The sequence below is a fragment of the Fictibacillus sp. EA-CB0309 genome, assembly GCF_055814265.1.
Genome location: NZ_CP169271.1, coordinates 693,885 through 716,057, shown reverse-complemented (window position 1 = coordinate 716,057; position 22,173 = coordinate 693,885). Strand labels below are relative to the sequence as shown.

The window sequence follows — 22,173 nt, the reverse complement described above, 5'->3', positions numbered from 1 at the left end:
CCAAACTTCGTAAGAATAGTAACCCACTGGTTTAGCAAACTAAACAATTAAAAAAACACACATTCCACTGTGTGTTTTCCTACGTACTAGAACCCCGAATTTCAAGTTTTGTAGCTATGACTACTTTTTTGGCAATGTGACGATCAGCGAGCCTTTCAACAAGCAAATCAACGGCTGTTTCACCCATCACCTCAGTAAATATTTTAACCGTACTTAAAGGTGGATAAATGTATTTAGATACACTAATATCATTAACCCCTATAAGATTCACTTGGTTTGGAACAGAAATACCTGCTTCATGAAGAGCTCTTAAAGAACCGATCGCTATTGAATCATTCGCAGCAAAGAATGCCGTTGGAAGGTTGTCTCCGTGATCAGCGATCGCTTGTTTTGTTAAGGCATAGCCATCTTCAACTGAGAATTTCCCCATATACACTTTCGTTTCATCGTACAGCCCTCGTTGAGAAAGATACTTTTCAAAGCATATTCTGCGCGGGTCTTCAATTTCTTCCGTTTGATCTTCATAGATCTCTCTGCCGCCGATATACCCGATATTGGTATGGCCATTTTCTATGAATCGCTGAAGAACATTTTCAGTCGCTTTGTAAAAATCACTAAGAACAGAGTCGTACTGATCATCGTCTGGCGAACTGTCTACAAAAACAATGTTTTCTGTCTGCTGCCGAAGCTCTTCCGCTTGCCTTTTATTATATTTACCTATCGCGATAATTCCGTTGATCTCTTCATCCTGCTGGACGCTGCCTTTATACATCTTTGCTACTTGTATACCAAGAGCTTCACAGCGATTTTCGATACCAAGTCTGATCGACATATAGTAAAGGTCATCAAGCTCTTGTTTTTCCGTGTACCAATGAATGATTGCGATTTTGTAAGCCGCGGTTCTTCTTGTCGTTTTTTTCCGATACGACAATTCTTCTGCAACTTCAAAAATCTTCTGTTTTGTCTCATCACCTACAGAAAGCTTAGAATCGTAATTTAGTACTCTCGATACGGTGGCAATGGAAACCCCGACTCGTTCAGCGATATCTTTTATCGTTGCCATCGTTTTAACCTCTTCTCAAATTCATAAAAAGTTTATTTCTCATCATCCAGCATCTTAATACCACTCTCAATTTCTTTTACATTAATAAAAAGAGGACGTTCACTGCCATGAGGTGTGTCAGGATAATGCGTACAAATATAAAGCTGACCTGCAAGATCCCGGAACAGACTTGAATGGCCCGCGTTCCGGTCTAAAAGGAGGCTTGAATCGTGTGTCCATTTCCCTTCTACACGCCCGTCACTTGACCGAGCCACTGCTACCGTATAACCGCCAAGACCAGCATCCCCAAAATTCGGAACGGAATAACTAGACCAAAGCATGACGAGTTCTCCGTTTTGTGCACGGTACAAGAATGGAGCATCCGTTAGATAGCCTGTCTTCTCAATGCGAGGATCTCCGAAATGGCGGATCCATGGCATCTTTGCTGCATTTAGTATTTCAATCGGTTCACCATATGAGGTCTTCAAATCATCACTTAGACGCAAAGCTTTTATCCTGCCTTCATAAAGTTCCGTCCATTCGTGACAATAAAAGATCCACTTTTGTCCACTACCATCTTCATAATACGTTCCGTCAAGGCATTCAGCATCAGCTGGCGTAACCGGTCCATCACTATGCGGCACATAAGGCCCTGCCGGATGATCGGAAACTAAAACCCCTGTACCTCGATGTTCACCAATACCTCCTTTAAAAGAGGCAAACATATAATAGCGGCTATCGATTTCAAACACTTCAGGAGCCCAATAATGCCGTACACCCCAAAATCCTTTTGGAGGCTGAAAGGCAACATATGGACCTTCCCAATCCATCAGATTTTCACTGTGATACACTTCAAAAATCGGATCCTTGTCTCCGCAGCCATCTGCAAACGTGGTACCAAACAAATAGTACTTGTTTTCCTTTGTACAAGTGAAAACAAAAGGATCTCTCATATGAATGTCATCTGTTTTTACTGTTTTTATCGTACGAAATCCTATTTCCATAATACTCACCCATTATTATATTTGTTTTGTCAGCATTAATAAACTGTTGTTCGATCCTATACGATTTTTACTTAATACCTGTATTGGTGACACTTTTAACAATATATTTGTTCGCGATTAAGAAGACAATGATCGCAGGTATTGTAGCGATTACCGTTGAAGCCATCATTTTCGCTGGATTTACGAAGTTTGCGCCTTGTATCAATGTTGCAATACCTAGTGTGATGGTCTTCATATCATTTGAATTGGTAACGAGCGAAGGCCATAGGAAGTCATTGTAAATCCCTAAGAATGTGATAACACCAAGCGTCATCGCAACAGGCTTAATCGTCGGAAAGATAACATGATAGAGGATCTGCCATTGTGTAGCTCCATCTATATAGGCCGCTTCTTCTAGATCCTTCGGGAACGAGATTAAGAAGTTGTAGATTAAAAACACACCCATGGTACTTGCTGTATACGGTAAGATTAACGGAATATATGAATCTAACAAACCTGCTGTTTTAAACATGTAAAATGCCGGGAACAACGTAACGATTCCAGGAATAGCAAGAGCAGCAAAAACCATTCCTAAGATCACTTTCTTACCTGGCACATTCAATCTAGCAAGGGAGTACGCTGCTAAAATATCAACAAATACGACGAGCACTGTACCAACTGCAGTGATTAAGGCCGTATTAAACAACCATCTTACTATGGGTGCTTCCGTAACAGACGAGAAGATGCCCATATAATTTTCTAATGTCCAGGCAGATGGCAAGATACTTGCACTCGCCATCGATTCACTTAGCGTTTTAAATGATGTAAACAGCATCCAGATCAAAGGCAATAGGAACAAAAACGCAATAAATGTGGCCACGATTAAGATCGGCAAGCTTTTTCGTGTTGATCTTTTCATCTTTTCACTTCCTTTACTCTTTGTTTCGGTACGAAATCCAGTATTGGAAACCAATGATAGTCATCATGATAACCCCCATGATTATGGCCATTGCAGAGCCAATCCCAAGCTGATTCATTCCAAATACAGAGGTTTGAATATTCATAATTAGTGAGTTTGTAGACTGTTCCGGTCCGCCGGCAGTAATTAGTTTGGTTTGTCCATAAAGGTTAAAGGAAGCAATCACCGTCATAATAAGGATAAAAAAGCAACATTCTTTATTTGCGGCCAAGTTACAGAGATGAACTTCGAAAACGCTCCTGCACCATCCAAATCTGCTGCTTCATAAAGCGAAGCATCCACCTCATCCAATGCATTTATAAATAACATCATATTAAAGCCTATCGTCCACCACACTGTAGCAATCAGAATGGTAATCCAGGCATACGGCTGTTCGCCGAGCCAGTTGATCGGCTCCCTTATGATCCCTACGGACTCTAGTACTTGATTGATATAACCGCCATTACCGTTAAAGAGCCATAAAAAGATAGCAGATACGGCTGTTACAGAAATGGAATAAGAGATAAAGAAAATGGTTCGGTACAAAGGTTTGAATTTTCCTGGCAGATTGTCAATGATCAAAGCGAGTGCCAGACTAATTAATACCAGTGGTGGAACACTGATCACAACAAAGTACAGCGTGTTTTTTAAACCATTCATAAAAAGATCATAGTAAAGGGTGCCAGGAGTAAGGATCGACTTATAATTTTCTATTCCGATGAATCCTAAGTTCCCAGAAGAAATATTCCAATTGTGAAGACTGATCCAAATACCTAGTACAAGCGGAAGCACCCAAAACACTAAAAATAAAATAACAAATGGGGATACCATGGACACTGACCAGATTTTATGGGAAGCTCCTTTATACATTTTGCCCTCCATCCGAAAGAACACTTGTCCTTTCACTTATGTTTCATTCGTTCCTGATTATGATAAATAAAGAGTGGAATACACCCGTAAAGGCGCTGCCACTCTTTATTTGATTTCATGCTATTTTTCTTGATTATTTTTTCGGCGCAGTAGAAGCAATTTGTTCTGCCGTTTTTGTCGCTTTTTCTAACTCTTTCATTAGATCTTTTTTAGTAAAATCTTTCGTCGTAACTAATTTACTAAAAACTGTCTCATTCATGTAACGCATCTGCTCTCCAAATTGATAAACTTGCGGAGGATTTACATAGTTTTCAAACTGCTTAGAGTTTTGATAAGCGATCTGATACTTTTCTTGTTCTGCTTCGATTTTCTCAAGTGTTGCTAAGTGTACCGGAGCTTGTCCGCCTTCTGCCCAATTTAAAAGGTTTTCAGGTGTGAACATGAATTTCAAATATTCCGCAATACCTTCTTTTACTTGATCATCTTTTACTTTCGCTGAAAGGGCGATCGTATGTGCATTACCATAAGACGCGAGCTGCGAACCAATCTGAGGAATTGGAGCGACCCCTAGCTTATCTCCGTACTTTTCTTTTGCTGCTCCATAGAACCATGGTCCAGTAAGAGCTACTGCTGTTTGGTACGCCTTACCTTCTTTCGCTTCCTTCATGAATGTTTGGAATTCACCATCAAGGCCCAGCTTGGCTGGAGAAACTTTATCTTCCCAAACCATATCATGGAACTGCATTAACGCATCCGCGTATTCCTCTTGAGCAAAGTTTAGTTTTTCACCATCTTTTAATTCAATGCCATTTTGCGCTGCGATCATAAGCATGTAGAATTCAACTAAACCACTTGAAGGAACACCTAGCGCATAAGTATCTTTATTTTCTGCTTGAAGCTTTGTATTAAGAGCTTTTAAGTCTTCGTATGTTTTTGGAGCTTCAGCTGTTAAATCTTTATTATAAAACATGGTTAACGGGTGAATATCTAGAGGAACAGCATACATTCCACCTTCCAGCTTAGCAATATCCAATCCAGCTTGATGGAAATCTGACTCCTTAATTCCAGCCTTTTCAATGACCGGACCAATATCCTGAATAAGTCCATCTTGTTTGTATGTTTCAAGATTGTTCCCGTGAATAACAACTAAATCATAATCTCCGGATTTAAACTTCGTATAGTGGTCTTTTTCTTGTAATTCAGTCACCACATATTTGTCTTGTGAAGCATTAAACGCTTCAGTGATCTTTTTCATATAAGCACCATCGCCACCGGTAAAGCCATTGATAAAGGAAATCTTAATCTTCCCATCCTTGGTCTTCTTAGAATCAGAAGAAGATGAGCCACTTGAACAACCTGCTAGCAACAGAAAAACTGAAACTACTAAAGCTAAATACTTTGTAATTTTCATGAATCGTTTCCCCTTTCACTTACCCTCTTATTTAAGCACCAGTATGAAAGCGCCTTCAATAAAATAGTAAACCACAGATAATTTCCAGTCAATTGTTTTTACTAAAATTTTAACTAAAACTTTTTACGTCCACTATATTTAAAATTAACTGAACTCAGTTCGGAATGCAGTTAAGACATGAGTATCACATATTTTTCCTTTTCCGTGGTTATAGAACCGGTGCCTAACTGTAGAAGAGATGGCGTACACTTGGAACATGCCATGAGGATTTTCCAGCGTATATCTACTTTTGAAATAAGAAAAAACAGTGAGGGCTGTGAACTTCTTTCTTTTACTGTACGTGTTCTTATATCTGTTACACACATTCGCGCAGTGCACAGCGTTTTACGGGCGGTTCTCCCTCACTTCCACGCGCCTTCCCCTTGTTCACGCGCAGCTGCCGCACTTTCACGCGCAGCTATATTAATTTTGCGCGCACCACCCCTTCCGCCTACGAAAATCACATCAAAAAACCCCAGTCATAGGACAATTTTTACCATGAATACAGTGGTTGAGGGAGGTGGCTGATGAAATTAATGAAAAAATGCGTGTTAGCGAGTATTCTCATGTTCATTTTGATCCTGTCAGGGTGCGGTGATCCCGTTCAGGATGACCTGCTAAACTATGTAAACGAACAGATGCCAAAACTGGGTGATGACGAGACTAAGATTGTAGAAAAATATGCAGATGTGACCGGCATGAACTATACTGATGATTACACCCTGTACGATGCGCTGAAATTAGAGATCATACCCGAGTACAACGCGTTTATTAGTGACCTGGAAGCCGTGGAAATTGAAACAGATGAGCTGCGAAAAATTCACGAAGATTATATTGAGGCGGCCAATATCCAAGCAAGTGCTTTTCTACAGATCGTGACGGCCATTGAAAACCAGGACAGCACCTTAATTAATGAAGCGAACGAGAAACTGAATACTGCGCGCAAAATGATGCGTGAATACAAGACAGATGTTGAAAAGTTGGCAAAGGAAAATGATGTGAAGTTGGAGGAGAAAAAATAAACAGCAAACCCCTCACAAATTATGAGGGGTTTCATCTTCTTAGTGGTTTCTTATTTTTAGAAGCTCTAAAAGAGTGTTTCTTCATCATTCCTATAGCAAGCTCACCCAACCGCGGATTCACTAGCGTTACCTTTGCCGTATACTTTTCCCAAGATGCTAGAAGTATGATTGCCAAAAAGGCGACCTGCGGGAAAACAATACATAATCGAAAACACCTGTCAAAAGGATTACAGGTACGGAAAACAAAAACACATTCAGGTGGATCTTATTCTTTGACTGAGAGAAGTAAAGATAAATCACCTTATAACCGTTGATAAAAATAACAAAAAGAAGAGCTATTCCTCCTAAAGCACCGTACTCCGTAAATACTCCTAAGATCATGTTGTGCGCATGAGGCACGTGTTCATGAAAAAGAGAAGAATACTCCTTGTAAAAACCTATAGGAGTTGTACCAAATAACGAATGTTCCTGCCAAATGGTAAAAGAATTCTTCCAAATCTCTTTTCTTAATGCTGCAGATTCGATCAGCTGCTCACTTCTTGGCATCCAATCCGTAATTAAAGAAATGTTCACTGCCATTAAAATACTAAAAACAATAGAAATCCACTTGTTCCATCTAATTAAAAAGCTAATGAAAATGATAAGCATACTAACAAAACCAGCTTTGGAGCCCGTTAAAAAAATTGCATGTACGAACACACAGACAGCCGTCAATTGCATGGCTAATTTATAAAAGGACGCGGATTCCTTAAGGCTTTTTAAACATTCAGCCAACAGAAATGACAAACCCAATAGCAAGATCGCGACTGAAAAATTGGGATTGTACGTCGACCCAATCAGTCTCGTATAAGTTTGCAGATCGATACCAGCCGCTCCAATTAGTACTGTTCCCGTCATATAACTAAATACCGGCATTTCCATTAACAACTTCTGAAAAGGATAAAGACAATAAAAATAGATACCACAAAAAATCGTTGCCCATTTAAATGCAGCTAACATTTTTAAACGGTTGTTTAACATTTTGATATACATGCCCATATAAGCCAGAATAAGTGCGGAAACCAAGAAGAAGGAATAATTGTTCATTGCGATCGCTGCACATATGGTTGAAATGAACATACAATTAAGCAAAAAAGCCCTGGCGTTACCTTAATTCGCTGCCCTTTTCTCCAAACTTGGTGCAAGTGAAACCAACCCGTAAACAACAAAAGTAAAATTCCTACTGGCGGGACAACTAAACTGAGAAAAAGGCTTATTTCAAAATAGTACTTCCTCAAGCTAGATTTAGTCATAAAGAACCTCTTCAACATTTCAGATTCACATAATAACTCATCATACTAAAAAGAAGAGGTTTTATTCTTAAATTTACATAAAACTAATAAACTCTTAACGTTCTTTAATAATCAAAAAAGACAGAGCGCACTCAACTCTGTCTTGTTGATATCACTATTTTTCTTCACCATAACGAATCGCTGTCCTGCCGCTTTCCGCCCTATCAGTATGGGTGACTGAGATATAAACAAATCCTGCACTTGTTCCTAATTGCTTCGGATAAATCGTTATGCTTGAACTCTTTACAGGACCTGAATAAGCAATGCGTTTTCCACCTTTAGATGCGTTATATACTCTAATGAAATCTCCAATCCTTATGTTCGAGATGAAGATCGCATCTGCTTTGTTTTTATTATTGATAATTTTCACATCGGATGCACGAAGAGGTTCTGATGGTTCGCCAGAATAGGCTGCTGAAACTCTCTTACTTTCGGCGTAACCAGACTTCACTACGGATACGAAAATGTTACCTTTTTCACTCCTAACTGGTTATATGATAACGTGACGGAAGAGCCCGATGCTTGTTTTGAAGTGAGCAGCTTGCCACCAGAATTCGCATTAAAAACCTTCACTACATCCCCTTTTGATAGGCTAGTAATTGTAATAAGGTCCGCTGTCCCTTTGTTATTAACCACCTTTATGCTGGCCGCTTTTAAAGGAGTAGATTTAACCCGTTTCAAATGCTCTCTATGAATAACTCCTGAGAGCTCAGCTATTATTTTTTGCGACTTTTCATAAGAAATTCCGTTTGTCATGATCGCTAAGACATAGGGTTCATTTTTTCATAAACAATCGCTACGTCGTTGTATACGAGATTCATAGGAATTAAGCCTGCTTTGTTCGCCACTTTCACATTTGGTATTCCCTTTGGAATCGTTGATCGATACACAGCGCGAGTTAGATACGAAACCAATTCTTTCCCTAGTTCATTTTTCTCGGCAAACGCATAAAGTCTGCTTGCATATAGGGTTAGATCGGAAGCGGACGTCAGGTTTTGACCGCCTGGATATGCCCCTTTAGACCCCAGTTTTTTGGTGTAATTAATAAAATTTTGCTTTCCTACTTTTTCACGGAGCATAACGAAGGCAATGTTGTCACTATGTACGAAGGCATACTCCGCGAGTTTGCGAATCGTGTACTTCGATCCGACTCTATGATTCTGGATGACGCCACTGCCACCGTTATAATGATAGCTTTTATACGTCAGCTTCTCATTGAGATTCAATTTATTTTGACTGGCTAATTCATACACATAAAGAACTAAAGGAAGCTTGATCGTACTTGCTGCGCGATATTGATTTGTCGCTTTATACCCCACCTTCCTACCTGTTTTCAGATTCACATATTGATAGGAAATCGTACCCTTTTGCTTTTTTATGTATGTAAGGATAGGGTCCGTTGCTGCACTTGCATGTTGAACAACAGGCATGGAAATGAAACATATTAATAAGATAAATACACATGATCGTTTCAAAAAAGTTAATCCGCTATGCATTGGTAAACTCCTTAATGTATTTTACATTTATTACCTATAAGTTTATCAAACGTTCCCACCCACTAAAAGAACTTTTTATAAAAAACCTGCAGGGACATCTGTCTCTACAGGTTTTTCTTGCCGTATTATTTTACTACTGTTGCCACAGTTCCTTTACTCGTGTTTTTAGAAACGTCTACAGCTGTAATCGTTAATTTTGTTCCTGTTTTTTGCATAGCCATTTTAACTGAAAACATGCCAGTACTGTAAGCCTTTGCTGTGCCTAATGTTTTGGTTCCCGCTTTTACGATAACCGTCGATCCTGCTTCTGCTTTTCCTGTTACCTTTAGATCGTTGCTATCGACTCTGTTTACAATTGGAGCAGAAGGTGGTGTCTTATCTAATACTTTAACCGTTTTGGCAGCACTTGTATTTTTTGCTTTATCAGTTGCTGTTACTGAGAGATTCGTTCCCGCTTTTTGTTTAGCGATCGGTACAGAGAACACGCCAGAACTATACGTTGTTGCTGTTCCGATTACTTTAGTGCCCACTTTAATTGTTACTGTTGAGTAGGGTTCAGCTTTACCTGTAACTTTAAGGTCGTTATCGTCAACGATGTTTACAGCAGAAAGCGTAGGAGCCGTCTTATCGATAACAATAACAGTGTTCCCCACACTCGCGTTCTTCGCTTTATCCGTTGCTGATACAATCAGCCTTGTACCTGCTTTTTGCTTCGGAATAGCTATTGCAAAGTAACCCGTATTTGAAGCTGTTATTTTTCCAAGTATCACTGATCCGACTTTAAGCGTTACAGTTGCCCCTGGCTCTGATTTTCCACTAACAGTCGTGGATCGATCAGATACGGTATTTACCACTGGAGCTAATGGGGCTGTTTTATCAATGGTAAACTTCAATTGCACCTTATTTCCTGCCTCATCCGTTACCACTAATGAGTAAGTGCCTTCTCCATCAACAATCGTTCCACTTACAAACGATGCATCATTAAGTTCTGCTTTTCCTTCATTAAAAGCAATCGTAACTTCCTTGTTGTAAAAGCCATTATTAACGACACCGCTTATTTGAGGAGCTTTCTTGTCGATAGTAAAATGCTTGACTGTCTTATTACCAGCTGCATCTATTACCTCAAGTGTATACGTTCCATCCGCTTGAACGGAAGTACCACTTGCAAAAGGAGCCCCATTTAACGTTGCCGTCCCTTCATTAAAAGAAATGACAACATCTTTATTGTATAGTGTATTGTCTGTTATACCAGTTACAACAGGAGCCGCTTTATCAATAGTAAAACGGACAATCGTTTTGTTGCCTGCTTCATCTGTTACCTCAAGAGTATGAACACCTTCAGTTTTCACGATGAATCCTGACTGAATTAAAACACCGTTTAGTTTTGCATTTCCTTCATTAAATGTAATGGTTTTGTCAGTCTTGTAAATTCCATCTTGCTCTACTCCATTAATAATAGGTGCAATTACGTCTTTTACTTGAATCTTATAGAGACTGCTCACTGTCCCATCTTGATCATTCACTGCAACCGAAATCTCTTTCTCATTCTTCACGTTAGGGATTTCTAATTCAAAATTTCCTGCAGCATCAATGGTTGTTGTATACGTTTGTTCATTACTTGTAAAAGTAAGGGTCAATCCTGATTCGCCTTTCCCTTTAACAACATTAGTTTTATTCGTCACATCATCGATAAAAAACAGCTTAAAATTCTTTGTATAAACTTCGGATTTATTCCCTATCTCATCTTCAGCCATGTACTTTACTACAGCCGAACCGTTTAATTGAATAGGCTTACTATAAATAGAACTATTCTTCGTTGGTTCACTTCCATCTAAGCTATAGTAGATCGTTCCATCCTTTGAGAGTGAGAGTGCAAGGGACTGAGAACCTAAATAAATTCCGTCAGGCTTATCAATTGAAACAACGGGGATATCATTGGTATACACTTTGTAATTTTTTGTTGTTGTGTAACCAAACACATCGACAGTAGTAAACGTGATTTCTTTTCGATCGCCGATTAAATAATCAGAAAGCCTAAACGTACCATTGTTATTTACCTGGATCTTTTGATTATCTAAATACACGTCAACTACTGGTAATGTTGCTCCCTGTATATTAACTTTCCCATCTTCTTTTATTAAAGGTGTATCATACACTTCAACCGGAACTGCTTGTAACGGATAGTTGGATGCACTCATCGTGAAAATTGAATTACTGCCGCTCAGTGTGACATCTCCATTAAATAAATAAGAGCGATAGCCCCAGTAAAATGTTTTGGCACGGATTGAACCTTTTACAGTCAAACCACCATATGTTCTTAATGCTCCGAGAACATAGATATTCCCGTTAATCGTGACGTTTTGATTCACCGTTAAGATGGCGTTTGGCCCGATATATACATCGCCGTTGATTGTTTGATTTGACCATGTTTCATTGTTAAGCACATATTTATGCCCCAGTGATTGAATCGGCTTTAATACAGTAAAATTACCAGCTTGCAATCCCTCAGTTACCGTTACTTTGTTGTTGTTCAGATCTGTTAGTTCAATAGAAGAAACGATCCAATTTCCAAACTCAGCATCATTATTTAAGTAATAATTACTTCTAAATAATCCATTGGAACCTTTGTATAAGGAAATAGATTCAGTTTCACCCGAGATCGGTTTCACATAATTAACGACAACATTCTTAACCAACGTGTCATCGGAAGCATCGACTGTTATGCCGATTGAATTATTAATTTCAGATACGTTTTTGTCGACACTGATGTTGTTAAACAAAGGATTGGTTACATCTTGAGTGTAATCTCTTAATGTGAAATTACTTCCGGTAATTGGACCATATTTTGTTGTTTCATTATCTGTTTGGTCGTATATGGTAATCCAAGCAACTTTCCACTCTCCTGGCTCCATTGTATCCGTCATTGTCAACAAACCTTTATAACTGCCTGTATTGGAATCATAATTAACAATTACCCTTTCATATTTACCGGTAATTGGGGTTTTGTAGTATAAATATCCATTATTCTTTAAACCAGATTCATTATCCTTAGCCTTAATCGAAAAATTAATTACATCGCCTACTTTTACATCGGACTTATCAATGGTCATACTTTCAAAAATAGGTTTATTTACATCTGGATTTGTTCCTGACAATACAAAGTTGCTTCCCACAATTGGTCCATATTTTGTTGTTTCATTATCCAAAAGGTCGTAAATTGTGATCCAAGCAACTTTCCACTCTCCTGACTCCATTGTATCAGTCATTGTTAATGATCCTTTATAACTGCCTGTATTGGAATCATAATTAACAATTACCCTTTCATATTTACCGGTAATTGGGGTTTTGTAATATAAATATCCATTACTTTTTAAGCCAGACTCACTATCAGTGGCTTTTATTATAAAATTAACCGTATCTCCTAATGTAACTTCTGTCTTATCTATAGAAATACTCTCAAAAACTGGCTTATTTACATCAGGCTTTGTTCCTGATAATGTGAAATTGCTCGCCTGTAATGGTCCATATTTTGTTGTTTCATTTTCAGCTTGATCGTATAGTGTAATCCAAGCAACTTTCCACTCTCCTGACTCCATGGCATCAGTCATTGTTAATGAACCTTTATAGCTGCCTGTATTGAAATCATAATTAACAATTACTCTTTCATATTTACCTGTAATCGGAGTTTTGTAATATAAATATCCATTACTTTTTAAACCAGACTCACTATCAGTGGCTTTTATCGTAAAGTTTACCGTATCCCCTACTGACACATCCGTTTTGTCTACACTAATACTCTCAAAAACTGGCTTAGTAACATCTACAGCTCCCCATACTGTGGTACCTGGAAATTGAGACAATACGAGGCAAAACAAAAGAAAATACTTTACCCATTTTTTCTTCATATGAACTCTCCTATGTAAAAAAATTTCTTATATCCTATGAATCTAGGTTTAATCGAGACAATTATATCAAAATAACAGTAAAATATGTAAAATATTTTATTTATTTCCATACCAATAGTACTTAAGTTTGTAATATTAATGCTCCATATTTTGGTCCTCTTTATACATTCAAGTTTCTGCCCAATTGTTATCGTATGCTTATTTCCTGAAATTATAACCACAAAAAAACTCTGCAGATCTTACTCTGCAGAGCTTCTTTGTTATTTATTAATCCATAATACATTCTCAGCTTTTTCATCGTGGTAAGCGGCAATTCCTGTTTCAGTTAGGAATGTTACTGGGACATAGACCCCAGCATCCTCCATTTTTGCCCTAACCGTTAACCTCTTGGAAGTCCCATTAATAATCACTGTGTTGTGACTAGTAGAAGCGGTAATTTTCTTCTTCCCAACAATAACAGAAAAGCTGCTGGATGTTGGTTGACTGAACGTCCATCCATATCGTTTCGATAATTGTTCTAACGGTACATAAAGGATGTTATTTACCCTTATGATTGGTGCACCTAAATCCTTTATTTTCCCTGAAGTTATAGGTGTAGTCCCGTTCTTATAAGTGATGGTTTGGTGAACATCCACATTTTTTTCTTGTACATATCCAATCGTATTACCGACTTTTACTTTAAACCAATCCTTAGACTTTCCTAATATGGTTACAACTTCCCCAAATTTAAGTGTAGTAATCGAGTTCGTTAGTGTTTTATAAGGATTTCTTCGGATATTTGTCCCCTCATAATTAATGGACCCCATCACCTGAGTAAGTCCTGTCGGTATGTTACTGGTTTTATCATTTGTGATAACCGTTCCCGGATAATAAAAAGCTAATATTTCTCGAAATCCCATTCCCTTTATGGCTCTTGCTTGCGCGCCTCTTTGACTCATACCTACCCCATGGCCAAAACCTAATCCTGACATACGGAAAGCCGTTGTTGAAGCCTTGGCTGCTGTAACATACGTACTTTTTAAATTAAGAGCAGCTTTAAGTTGAGCTGCGGTAATGGACGCTTTTCCTGTAAAACGTTTCACTTCACCATTTTCGTCTAACACGACTTTTCCAGAAGAATCTTTCATGATATAAACGATACCAAAATCAGCTTGTTTAATTCGATTTCCTTCTGTTCTTTCACTTGTTAGATCAAATGAAGTAACGTCGAGCACCTTAACATTTGTTGCCTTCATATTTATAATTATGGGTTCAGCCAACTTAGGATTCTTTTCGTTTACAGAATCCCACCACTGGTCCGGATTTTTAAATCTAATCCCGTTAAAGAGATTTGTTTTTTATCAAAGGTTGGAACTGAATCCCAAACCTCTTTTGGATCATATGAGTCTGCTTTGGCTGTAAAGTAAGGTAATTTCTCCTGTTTTCCTGGCCATGCTCCAACATTGGTTTCTGTAAAACCTCCGTTTGATGATGAATAAAGAGCTTCTATAAACGCACCGTTATAAGTAAGAACTTTCCCTCTTGTTTCATACGCAGCTTTAATAGAATCGTTATATTGCATAGAATACCCTGCATAGCGCTGAAATGATGGTGTATCATCTATTTCTTTATTATTTATGTTCTTACTTAACGCGAACATCACATATGTTCTTGCAGCTATTGCCTGTGCACGCAATGCATGAATATGATATGAGGAATTCATTTCCCCTGGAACAACACCTTTTACATACTCCTCCACTGGCAAGGTGTTTAATGGTCTTATGTATTTAGATTTCTCAATCGTAAACTCCATCGTGCCTAAATACGATCTTTCGGTACTTCCATATAAAGTGATGAGATGACTAATTTTCACTTCCGTTGGAACAACAGATAACTCTTTCCCTTTTGTAATCAGGGTACTTCCGTCATATAACAGAAGTTCGTCACTTGCCATTTTGACGGTGTATTTTTTCCCGGCAGTTAACGATCTTCCACTAATCGTTTCTTTATACGTACCTTTTAATGAAAATTGAAGAGTTGAGACATTCTGGATATCCTGTTTTAATGAAACAGTTACTAATGGATCAGCTGCGAAAGCTACATTTTTACTAGTAAACTGTACAGAGCTGAGAATTAGCATAACCACAAACAACTTTATTAACCACTTTTTCATACAACACCAACTTATCCTAATATTTACAAATAATAGTATATCAGAAAGATAGGTATATAGACTAATAAATTACAAAACAAAAATAGGTGCAATGGCAGCTATACTCACCCCAAACCAGTCGGGGTTGTTTTCTGTCTATTGGTGTACCAGCTCTCTTGTTTTATTGGTCTGTAGCGCTGTTTGTGCGGTTACGGTACGTGTTCTTTTATTAATTTCTCATTCGCGCAGCTACTCTTCATTTACGCGCAGTTGAATGCAGTTTACGCGCAGTTGAGCCTCAGTTGCACGCACAAATCAACCATTTGCGCGCACATCTCGGCGTTTTACACGCACCACCCAAAAATATAGGCAGTTTTCGGTATCAAAAGGGACTTCTACGCATGTCAGTAAAGGTATATTAACTTAGGAATACATAAACCTTTAGTGTTAACCCACAATTTTAAAGGTATTGACGTTAGATTTTGCTATATTACCGTTGCACAATCCGTCAACTGGGCGGCACTATAATAACGTGTTCATCCTAAAAACACAAAAAAAGACAGAATGCCGAAGCACCCCATCTTTTCCTACTATTTTTTTTCAGCTGCAAAAGATACAGCTACACGATCACTTTCTGCTAAGCCTGGTTTTGTAACCGTAACATAGATCTTCCCGCTCTTTTGTCCAAGCTGTTTAATGGATAAAGAAACCGAAGAACCTGTAGATTCTTTTGTTACAAGCACTGTACCTTTAGAACTTGCATTATAGATCTTAACCACATCGCCCTTTGCTACTCCGCTTACAGACACAGAATCAGATTTTCCTTTATTATTGTACACTTTGATTTTGGAAGCTGATAACGGATTAGATTTCATAGAAACCTTAAATTCATAAGGTCTGTCATATGAGTTGTAGGAATCTTGCATGACGAAATAATATGTTCCTTTTTTAAGCCATAATTTAGTAGACACATAACCTGAAACTAAATCATCAGAGTCTGTATACAAATAAGTGTACTCATCACCTGTGCCATTTTGAATATGACCACGCCATGATGCATCAGCTGATTGCTTAATATATAACGAAACATTTCCATCTGTTGGAACTGTAAATTTAAAGATGTCCTTATCACTTGAATTAGATAATCTTCCATAAAAGAACTTATTCAATTTCATGGCATTTGCAGAAGTTAGGTTATCATTGAACTCTTTTTCATAAACCGTACTGGCAGAAAAACTGGCTTTGATTTCATAAGGCAGATCATGAGCATCATAAGAATCACTTACTTTTATATAATAAGTACCTTTTGGAAGACCAATTTGTGTTTTGGCATGTCCTTCAACAAGCTCACTATAGTCCGTGTAAAGGTTTTCGTATACCTTCCCTTTACTATCTTGAATATGAGCATACCAACTTACGCCAGCTTTTTGTTTCATTGAAAGTGTTACGTTACCATCAGATGGCAGTGTAACCTTATAAACATCAGTATCTGAAGAATTTGAAAGGCTGCCTTTGTAAGTTTGATTTACGTTCATTGCATTTGCTGTAGTAAGGCTGTTATTGAATTCTTTTTCGTAATTGGTGCTTTTAGTAAGAACCGTTTTTATTTCATAAGGAACATTATCAGAATCATAGGAATCACTAATTTGTATATAATAGTTTCCTTTTGGAAGACCTACTTGAACTTTTGCATACCCTTCAACCAATTCACTTTCGTCTGTATAAAGACTTTCGTAAATCTCCCTTTACTATTCTGAATATGTGCGTACCATCGAACATTTGATTTTTGTTTGACGTATAAAGTTACATTCCCTGCCGTTGGGAGGTAAATTTTATAAAAATCGTCATCCGCAGAATCTTTCATGCTACCTTTATAATTTTGGTTAAGATTCATTTGGTTGGCATATGTAATACTGTCATTAAACTCTTTTTCAAAGAATTTACTCGCTAAAAAATTCACCTTAAACTCATACTGCCCGTTATTACTATAATAGTCTTCAATCTTTAAATAATATGTGCCTTTTGGTAAACCAACTTGGGTTACAGCATAGCCATTTACTAACTCGCTATCGTCAGTATAAAGATTTTCATATATTTTTCCTGAGCTATCTTGGATTTGTGCAAACCAGGTTTTACCCGACTGTTGTTTAACTTCTAATGAAACATTCCCATCGCTAGGCAGAGTAAATTTATAATAATCCTCTTCATTGTTTGTAATGTTTCCAAAAAGGCTTTTATTCAATTCAATCTGCGCTGCATCGCTTATGGCCGCATGAACTGGGTTATTTGGTGCAAATAAAACGACGGCTACTAACAAAATACTAAGTGTAAAAGTAAACCTAGAAAATAATTTCAAATATAACATCCTCTCAACAATTGTACGAATCTAGTATATTTTACATCATTTTCTTAATTATAGGTATAGTTTACTAGTATTTTTTTACTACAATTTAAAAAATTTACAGCCCATCTTTACTAGAGACTTACTCTGCTAGTTTAGTACACATACTCTTAGCAGCATTTGGATTATCACACTCTGTAATGGTATTCATTGAATCAAGAGTGAGATACAGATATTCTTCCTCGTAATAGATTTTAAGGTAATACCCTTCTTCTCTTTTGGGCAACCATTCTACAAATTCTAGTACTTTTTTAGGTGAAGGCTGATCATCTTCTTTCATGATTGTTAGGTCTAGCGTATATCCATTTTCAAATGAACGAACAGGATCAAACAGAAACTCTGACTTCTCTTTCTTTATTTCTTTATATAATTGCGCTAATTCTTTATCTTGTTCAAAATTAAGCTGCACTTGTTTTTGAATCGTGGTTATTATAAAAATGGAAGGCAACGTAACTACTGCTATTGAAACACCAATAATGATGAATTTAATCCATGTCTCCGTTTTTAATAATCTCATCCCGACTATTAAAATAATTACTGCTTTTATAATGAGTGCTGCGTATAAGCTCCATAAATAACTAAAGCTAAGATTACTGCTGTTATCAAATTTTGATTCTAACCATATCCCATTGCTTATAAAAACAACCATTACTGTTAAGATGTACAAAACTTCTTTTGTCTTATTGTTCTTAAGCAATAAATAAAAAACAGCGCAAAATACTGCGACGATGTTCCCGAAGAAAGGAAAAATCATGTGGGTTATTGAGCCTGCCAAAGCGTGTAACACAATGAACAAAATATAATAGAGATATGTATGATCAATTTTTATGGATTTTAATAACCACTCAATAAATATAGAAATAATACTTCCATAGACAAGCGTAATCATAAATCCTACTATCCCAAGCCAAAATGCTGTAGCTATAATTTCTCCAACATTACCATTCTTTAAAATGCTAGAGATTAAATAAACTAAAAGAACACCCATAGATGCTATAGCTGATATTATCCTCGTAACTATCCCGCTCAAAATTTTCACCTTCCTGTTTTTTCTTCCATTTTAATCCTATCGTATAATTACAGAAAATAATAATCATTTTTAGATAATTCACTTTCAAAGTGTGATGATGATTATCAAGTAGTTGGAATCTACTATCACTGGCTTTTACGAACGGAGCTTAAACGTATATTTATTTCTTGGCTATATTTTCTAGTGTTTTTTAGACAAAAAAAAGACAACCGAATAGGCTGCCTTTGATCAATTTTTATAAAGTTTATTTAATTTGTTAGAAAGTAATTGAATCTGTCTCTCATGGTAATCTACCCTATCAAAGTATTTCTCTCCTCGTTTTACATCTATACAACTTTTATAGCGGATCAGGTTATAATTAAATAACAGTTTGTGAATGTGTAATTTTGCTTTATGCACTTCTGCACCACCGTTAGACATATTTAGACATATTCTGCATTATTATCGACAATATAGATTCACACATTAATAGGGTAATAGTACCCTTTACCCATTAGTTCTAAATACCCATTAATGGACCCGATTCAAAAGTTATCCTTTATAATGATTAAAAAAAGCATGCGTTGTATTAAAGAACTGTTTTCTGTCTATTTGTGACCAGCTCTTCTTCTTTTCCTCGTCGCATTTTTAATGTGATTACGGTACGTGTTCTTTTATTTGTTACACGTTCGCGCAGATATTCTCCATTTACGCGCAGTTAAAGGTAGTTTTCACGCGGTTGAGCTTCTGTTCCACGCACAAACAATTGATTTGCGCGCACATCTTGGCTATTTTCACGCACCACAGAACAGTATAAGCAGTTTGCGGTATTCGAAAAGGGCTTCTACGCATGTCAGCAGGCTATACCAGCTATAAATACGATAAATCTTTAGTGTTAACCCGAAAATTTTGAGGTATTACGTTAGATATTGCTATATCTCCTCAGCACAATCCCACCTGTGAGCTCGTTGGCACAAAATGGTGTGTTCATCCTAAGAACGATTCACAGGTCTTATTTTTTATAGTTTCCTAAACAATAAAAAAAGCCTATCTCATCCCGAGACAGGCTTTAATCTTATTCTTTATTAAGCGGCACCTTGAACTGTACACTTTCTGAAAGGTCAGATGGATTATATGCCTTGACCGTGATGTATTCTGGAACTTCTTTTAGCGGCGGAAAAGTAGAGCGAGTGGTTATACGTATTTTACCATTTTCCAGCTTTTCTGCGTCTGCAGTCACCCCATTATCTGCGCCTACTTCAACTATACTAAATAAATAGGAATCATCTTTATTCTCTTCAGTTATTTTTCTGATCATCTCTGTTTCAAGCCCAATGGCTGTCGGGGTAAAATCTACTTTACTCACGATAATCTCACCGCCCAGTCCTTCCACTTTATGATTGGGCTCAAAAGAATGTACAATTCCTTTTACCTTCTCTTTAGTAACAGGTATTTTAAAATTCCATTCTCCCTTTACTCCTTGAATTTCTGTAAAGAGACATTCTAAAATAAATTTGTCTTCTTTAGGGAACTTATTGGGGTGAAATTGTAAAACCCCTTCATACTCACCAGGGCGTACTTCCTTAGATTCATCACTCATCCCTCCTAACATATTCGTTCCATTTATTCTAAATTCATTTGAACCTTTTAGGAGTAAGAAAGGTGAGGTCCCAGCGCTCATCTTAGGAGGATCTGGCCACTCTTTTGAAGTATGATTTATTACTTTATATCCAACTGAGAGGTTAACACCATCGTAATAAATTTTCGTCAGTGTTACCTCAACATCTTCTGAGATTATAGTCTTTTGAAAGTCTTCTGTTAGACCGACTTCTTCAGCTTTTTGCAGTCCAATATCGGATTGATAATCTGTATAGATATACCCAACAATCGGAATCTTTTGTAATACAGTTCCAAGGCGTGGAGAAACAAATCCACCTCCCAATACTAGTATTAATAATATTGAAACCGTACAGGCAGCAACCATATTTATTTTTAATTTCCGCCACAATTTGCTTGAGCCTTCATCTCTTATAAGCCGTTGCCTAATTTCATTATGTAAAGAAGATGGTGGATTAATGTGGTCTAAGCTTTCAGATAAGCGCTTGTTTAATTTGTTATCTTCATTTAGCATTATTAATCCCTGCCTCTCCTATGTTCGATGTACCATTTTTTCTTTGTAAATACTTAATAGCCGTATGGTGTCTAGACTTTACCGTTCCAATTGGTATACGTAATAGACTAGCAATCTCCTTTTGAGAATAATCATAATAGTACACTAGTAACAAGACTTCTTTTAATTTGTAGGGCATGGTGTTTAACATAGACAAAATCTCTTCTTGATTTTGGTTTTTCAACAGATCATCATCTATAAACGACTCTTTTAGACTGACCTTTTTTATTTGGCGGATCAATTCTATACGCTTCCATGCCTTCAGTTTCCAATTCTTCAATTGACGAAAAACTAAACCGTTCAGCCAAAATAAAAATGGAGAGGATGCATTATAATTTGAAATGGACTTCCAGACTTGAAAGTATATTTCATTTACGATTTCGTCGACTTCTTGCTTATTGGACGCAAGGACATAAACCGTTCTATATACTTTGTGAATAGTAGCTGCATACATCTCGTCAAAAGCTGTTAAATCCCCTTCTTTTAAACGATCTATAACTTCTGGTGGTATTATTGTTTCCATGAAGGTCCTCCTAATCGTTGGTCATTCGTATGTTATTGTCTTGTTTTTGCTAAAAGGTTCAATATTTTTTAAAAAATTATAGTTATGTATTAAGTAATAACCTCTTAAAGAAATGCCTAAAAAATGAGCTTACCTAGAGGCAGCTCATTTTATATAAAACATTGCATTCAATTAATTTTACCATATTAAACCAAACTTAATGATTCACTTGGATATGGGTGTTTTACTTTACTTTAAACAATTAAATGAATCCAGCCGAAGATCGCCATCCAGAGTGGAATGCTGAACATCGTTCCCCAGAACAAGCCCTTGAAGAAATTCCCTTCATCACCCATATGTAAAACTCCTTATAATAAATAGATTTGCTAACTATTACTAGAAATCATTAACAAATCACTCATTATCTATACAAAAAGGTGATTTCTCATCCAAAGACTAATCTTCACTGATAGTTCTATCTTCCACCTTTTTAATAAATGATTTTACTTTTCTTTTTTAAATGCGATATCCTCGAAAAGTTGTAGCTTCTTCAAGAGCAGCTTTTAGCTCATAGTATTCTAACGTTTCTTCTGCGTTTAATTTACCGTTTGGAAGTGGAAAAGGAATTAATTCACCCATTTATCTGCCTCCGTATTTAATATTTTTTTAACCTACATATCATATTTATGATTTTAGAGCACACAACGTGAGACATTTGTTTAAGCACCGTCCTATTTATTCTGTCTGCACATCTATAAAACTCCATAGCCTAACCCTCTAGCGCAGTTATTAAAACGAAAACACCACTGCTAATGTAGTCAGTGGTGTTACTTTGCATTCTTGCTGTCTTATTTAAAAGATACTTTTTGCACATGCTGATTGGTCTAGACCAATCAGAAACCC

20 protein-coding genes are annotated in these 22,173 nt (G+C 37.1%); 1 reads left to right on the top strand and 19 read right to left on the bottom strand.

The features are described from left to right. Positions 1 to 79: 79 nt before the first annotated feature. From ACEWFH_RS04110 to ACEWFH_RS04085, 6 genes are all read right to left on the bottom strand, one after another. The gene (locus tag ACEWFH_RS04110; protein ID WP_473726226.1) at positions 80 to 1,063 is read right to left on the bottom strand and encodes a LacI family DNA-binding transcriptional regulator; all 984 of its coding nucleotides are present in this window, start codon (positions 1,061 to 1,063) and stop codon (positions 80 to 82) included. 32 nt (positions 1,064 to 1,095) lie between these two features. Next, positions 1,096 to 2,046, bottom strand: a complete 951-nt coding sequence (locus ACEWFH_RS04105) for a glycoside hydrolase family 43 protein (protein WP_473726225.1) — start codon at positions 2,044 to 2,046, stop codon at positions 1,096 to 1,098. A gap of 67 nt (positions 2,047 to 2,113) precedes the next feature. Beyond that, positions 2,114 to 2,944, bottom strand: a complete 831-nt coding sequence (locus tag ACEWFH_RS04100; protein WP_473726224.1) for a carbohydrate ABC transporter permease — start codon at positions 2,942 to 2,944, stop codon at positions 2,114 to 2,116. 13 nt (positions 2,945 to 2,957) lie between these two features. Further along, positions 2,958 to 3,170 (bottom strand): hypothetical protein, encoded by a 213-nt coding sequence (locus ACEWFH_RS04095; protein ID WP_473726223.1) that lies wholly within the window; start codon positions 3,168 to 3,170, stop codon positions 2,958 to 2,960. Between the two features lie 2 nt (positions 3,171 to 3,172). Then, the gene (locus ACEWFH_RS04090) at positions 3,173 to 3,853 is read right to left on the bottom strand and encodes a carbohydrate ABC transporter permease (RefSeq protein ID WP_473726222.1); all 681 of its coding nucleotides are present in this window, start codon (positions 3,851 to 3,853) and stop codon (positions 3,173 to 3,175) included. Between the two features lie 133 nt (positions 3,854 to 3,986). Then, positions 3,987 to 5,264: an ABC transporter substrate-binding protein gene (locus ACEWFH_RS04085; RefSeq protein WP_473726221.1), complete on the bottom strand. Its 1,278-nt coding sequence runs from the start codon at positions 5,262 to 5,264 to the stop codon at positions 3,987 to 3,989. A gap of 566 nt (positions 5,265 to 5,830) precedes the next feature. On the opposite strand from ACEWFH_RS04085, the gene ACEWFH_RS04080 reads away from it, so the two are divergent. After that, positions 5,831 to 6,325 carry a hypothetical protein gene (locus ACEWFH_RS04080; RefSeq protein WP_473726220.1) on the top strand — a complete coding sequence of 165 codons (495 nt, stop codon included), beginning with the start codon at positions 5,831 to 5,833 and terminating at the stop codon, positions 6,323 to 6,325. Between the two features lie 31 nt (positions 6,326 to 6,356). Here ACEWFH_RS04080 and ACEWFH_RS04075 read toward each other — a convergent pair whose 3' ends face one another. The 13 genes from ACEWFH_RS04075 to ACEWFH_RS04015 form a co-directional block, all read right to left on the bottom strand. Beyond that, a complete protein-coding gene (locus ACEWFH_RS04075) occupies positions 6,357 to 6,500 on the bottom strand; it encodes a hypothetical protein (protein WP_473726219.1) in 144 nt (47 codons plus the stop codon). Next, positions 6,482 to 7,411, bottom strand: coding sequence for an O-antigen ligase family protein (locus ACEWFH_RS04070; protein WP_473726218.1), 930 nt, complete (start codon positions 7,409 to 7,411; stop codon positions 6,482 to 6,484). Before ACEWFH_RS04070 ends, ACEWFH_RS04075 begins: the two co-directional genes overlap by 19 nt. 360 nt (positions 7,412 to 7,771) lie before the next feature. Further along, entirely contained in the window at positions 7,772 to 8,026 is a 255-nt protein-coding gene (locus ACEWFH_RS04065; RefSeq protein ID WP_473726217.1) for a hypothetical protein, read from the bottom strand. A gap of 391 nt (positions 8,027 to 8,417) precedes the next feature. Continuing rightward, entirely contained in the window at positions 8,418 to 9,152 is a 735-nt protein-coding gene (locus ACEWFH_RS04060) for a serine hydrolase (RefSeq protein WP_473726216.1), read from the bottom strand. A gap of 125 nt (positions 9,153 to 9,277) precedes the next feature. Next, positions 9,278 to 13,057 (bottom strand): Ig-like domain-containing protein, encoded by a 3,780-nt coding sequence (locus ACEWFH_RS04055; protein ID WP_473726215.1) that lies wholly within the window; start codon positions 13,055 to 13,057, stop codon positions 9,278 to 9,280. 260 nt (positions 13,058 to 13,317) lie between these two features. Further along, positions 13,318 to 14,271, bottom strand: a complete 954-nt coding sequence (locus tag ACEWFH_RS04050; protein ID WP_473726214.1) for a stalk domain-containing protein — start codon at positions 14,269 to 14,271, stop codon at positions 13,318 to 13,320. 62 nt (positions 14,272 to 14,333) lie between these two features. Continuing rightward, the gene (locus ACEWFH_RS04045; RefSeq protein WP_473726213.1) at positions 14,334 to 15,209 is read right to left on the bottom strand and encodes a SpoIID/LytB domain-containing protein; all 876 of its coding nucleotides are present in this window, start codon (positions 15,207 to 15,209) and stop codon (positions 14,334 to 14,336) included. Positions 15,210 to 15,778: 569 nt separating this feature from the next. Continuing rightward, complete coding sequence (locus ACEWFH_RS04040) at positions 15,779 to 16,894, bottom strand: hypothetical protein (protein ID WP_473726212.1); 1,116 nt, start codon at positions 16,892 to 16,894, stop codon at positions 15,779 to 15,781. Further along, positions 16,864 to 17,544, bottom strand: coding sequence for a hypothetical protein (locus ACEWFH_RS04035; protein ID WP_473726211.1), 681 nt, complete (start codon positions 17,542 to 17,544; stop codon positions 16,864 to 16,866). The genes ACEWFH_RS04040 and ACEWFH_RS04035 overlap by 31 nt, the downstream gene beginning before the upstream one ends. Positions 17,545 to 17,671: 127 nt before the next feature. Next, positions 17,672 to 18,619 (bottom strand): hypothetical protein, encoded by a 948-nt coding sequence (locus ACEWFH_RS04030; protein ID WP_473726210.1) that lies wholly within the window; start codon positions 18,617 to 18,619, stop codon positions 17,672 to 17,674. Positions 18,620 to 19,673: 1,054 nt separating this feature from the next. Beyond that, positions 19,674 to 20,729 carry a DUF4179 domain-containing protein gene (locus tag ACEWFH_RS04025; RefSeq protein WP_473726209.1) on the bottom strand — a complete coding sequence of 352 codons (1,056 nt, stop codon included), beginning with the start codon at positions 20,727 to 20,729 and terminating at the stop codon, positions 19,674 to 19,676. Then, positions 20,719 to 21,291, bottom strand: coding sequence for a sigma-70 family RNA polymerase sigma factor (locus tag ACEWFH_RS04020; protein ID WP_473726208.1), 573 nt, complete (start codon positions 21,289 to 21,291; stop codon positions 20,719 to 20,721). Before ACEWFH_RS04020 ends, ACEWFH_RS04025 begins: the two co-directional genes overlap by 11 nt. Before the next feature lie 495 nt (positions 21,292 to 21,786). Next, positions 21,787 to 21,909: a hypothetical protein gene (locus ACEWFH_RS04015; protein ID WP_473726207.1), complete on the bottom strand. Its 123-nt coding sequence runs from the start codon at positions 21,907 to 21,909 to the stop codon at positions 21,787 to 21,789. Between the last annotated feature and the right edge of the window lie 264 nt (positions 21,910 to 22,173).

Coding starts and splice junctions, on each gene's coding strand:
- ACEWFH_RS04110 (WP_473726226.1), bottom strand. CDS start 1,063: ATGGCAACGATAAAAGATATCGCTGAACGAGTCGGGGTTTCCATTGCC.
- ACEWFH_RS04105 (WP_473726225.1), bottom strand. CDS start 2,046: ATGGAAATAGGATTTCGTACGATAAAAACAGTAAAAACAGATGACATT.
- ACEWFH_RS04100 (WP_473726224.1), bottom strand. CDS start 2,944: ATGAAAAGATCAACACGAAAAAGCTTGCCGATCTTAATCGTGGCCACA.
- ACEWFH_RS04090 (WP_473726222.1), bottom strand. CDS start 3,853: ATGTATAAAGGAGCTTCCCATAAAATCTGGTCAGTGTCCATGGTATCC.
- ACEWFH_RS04085 (WP_473726221.1), bottom strand. CDS start 5,264: ATGAAAATTACAAAGTATTTAGCTTTAGTAGTTTCAGTTTTTCTGTTG.
- ACEWFH_RS04080 (WP_473726220.1), top strand. CDS start 5,831: ATGAAATTAATGAAAAAATGCGTGTTAGCGAGTATTCTCATGTTCATT.
- ACEWFH_RS04070 (WP_473726218.1), bottom strand. CDS start 7,411: ATGAACAATTATTCCTTCTTCTTGGTTTCCGCACTTATTCTGGCTTAT.
- ACEWFH_RS04060 (WP_473726216.1), bottom strand. CDS start 9,152: ATGCATAGCGGATTAACTTTTTTGAAACGATCATGTGTATTTATCTTA.
- ACEWFH_RS04055 (WP_473726215.1), bottom strand. CDS start 13,057: ATGAAGAAAAAATGGGTAAAGTATTTTCTTTTGTTTTGCCTCGTATTG.
- ACEWFH_RS04045 (WP_473726213.1), bottom strand. CDS start 15,209: ATGAAAAAGTGGTTAATAAAGTTGTTTGTGGTTATGCTAATTCTCAGC.
- ACEWFH_RS04025 (WP_473726209.1), bottom strand. CDS start 20,729: ATGCTAAATGAAGATAACAAATTAAACAAGCGCTTATCTGAAAGCTTA.
- ACEWFH_RS04020 (WP_473726208.1), bottom strand. CDS start 21,291: ATGGAAACAATAATACCACCAGAAGTTATAGATCGTTTAAAAGAAGGG.
- ACEWFH_RS04015 (WP_473726207.1), bottom strand. CDS start 21,909: ATGGGTGAATTAATTCCTTTTCCACTTCCAAACGGTAAATTAAACGCA.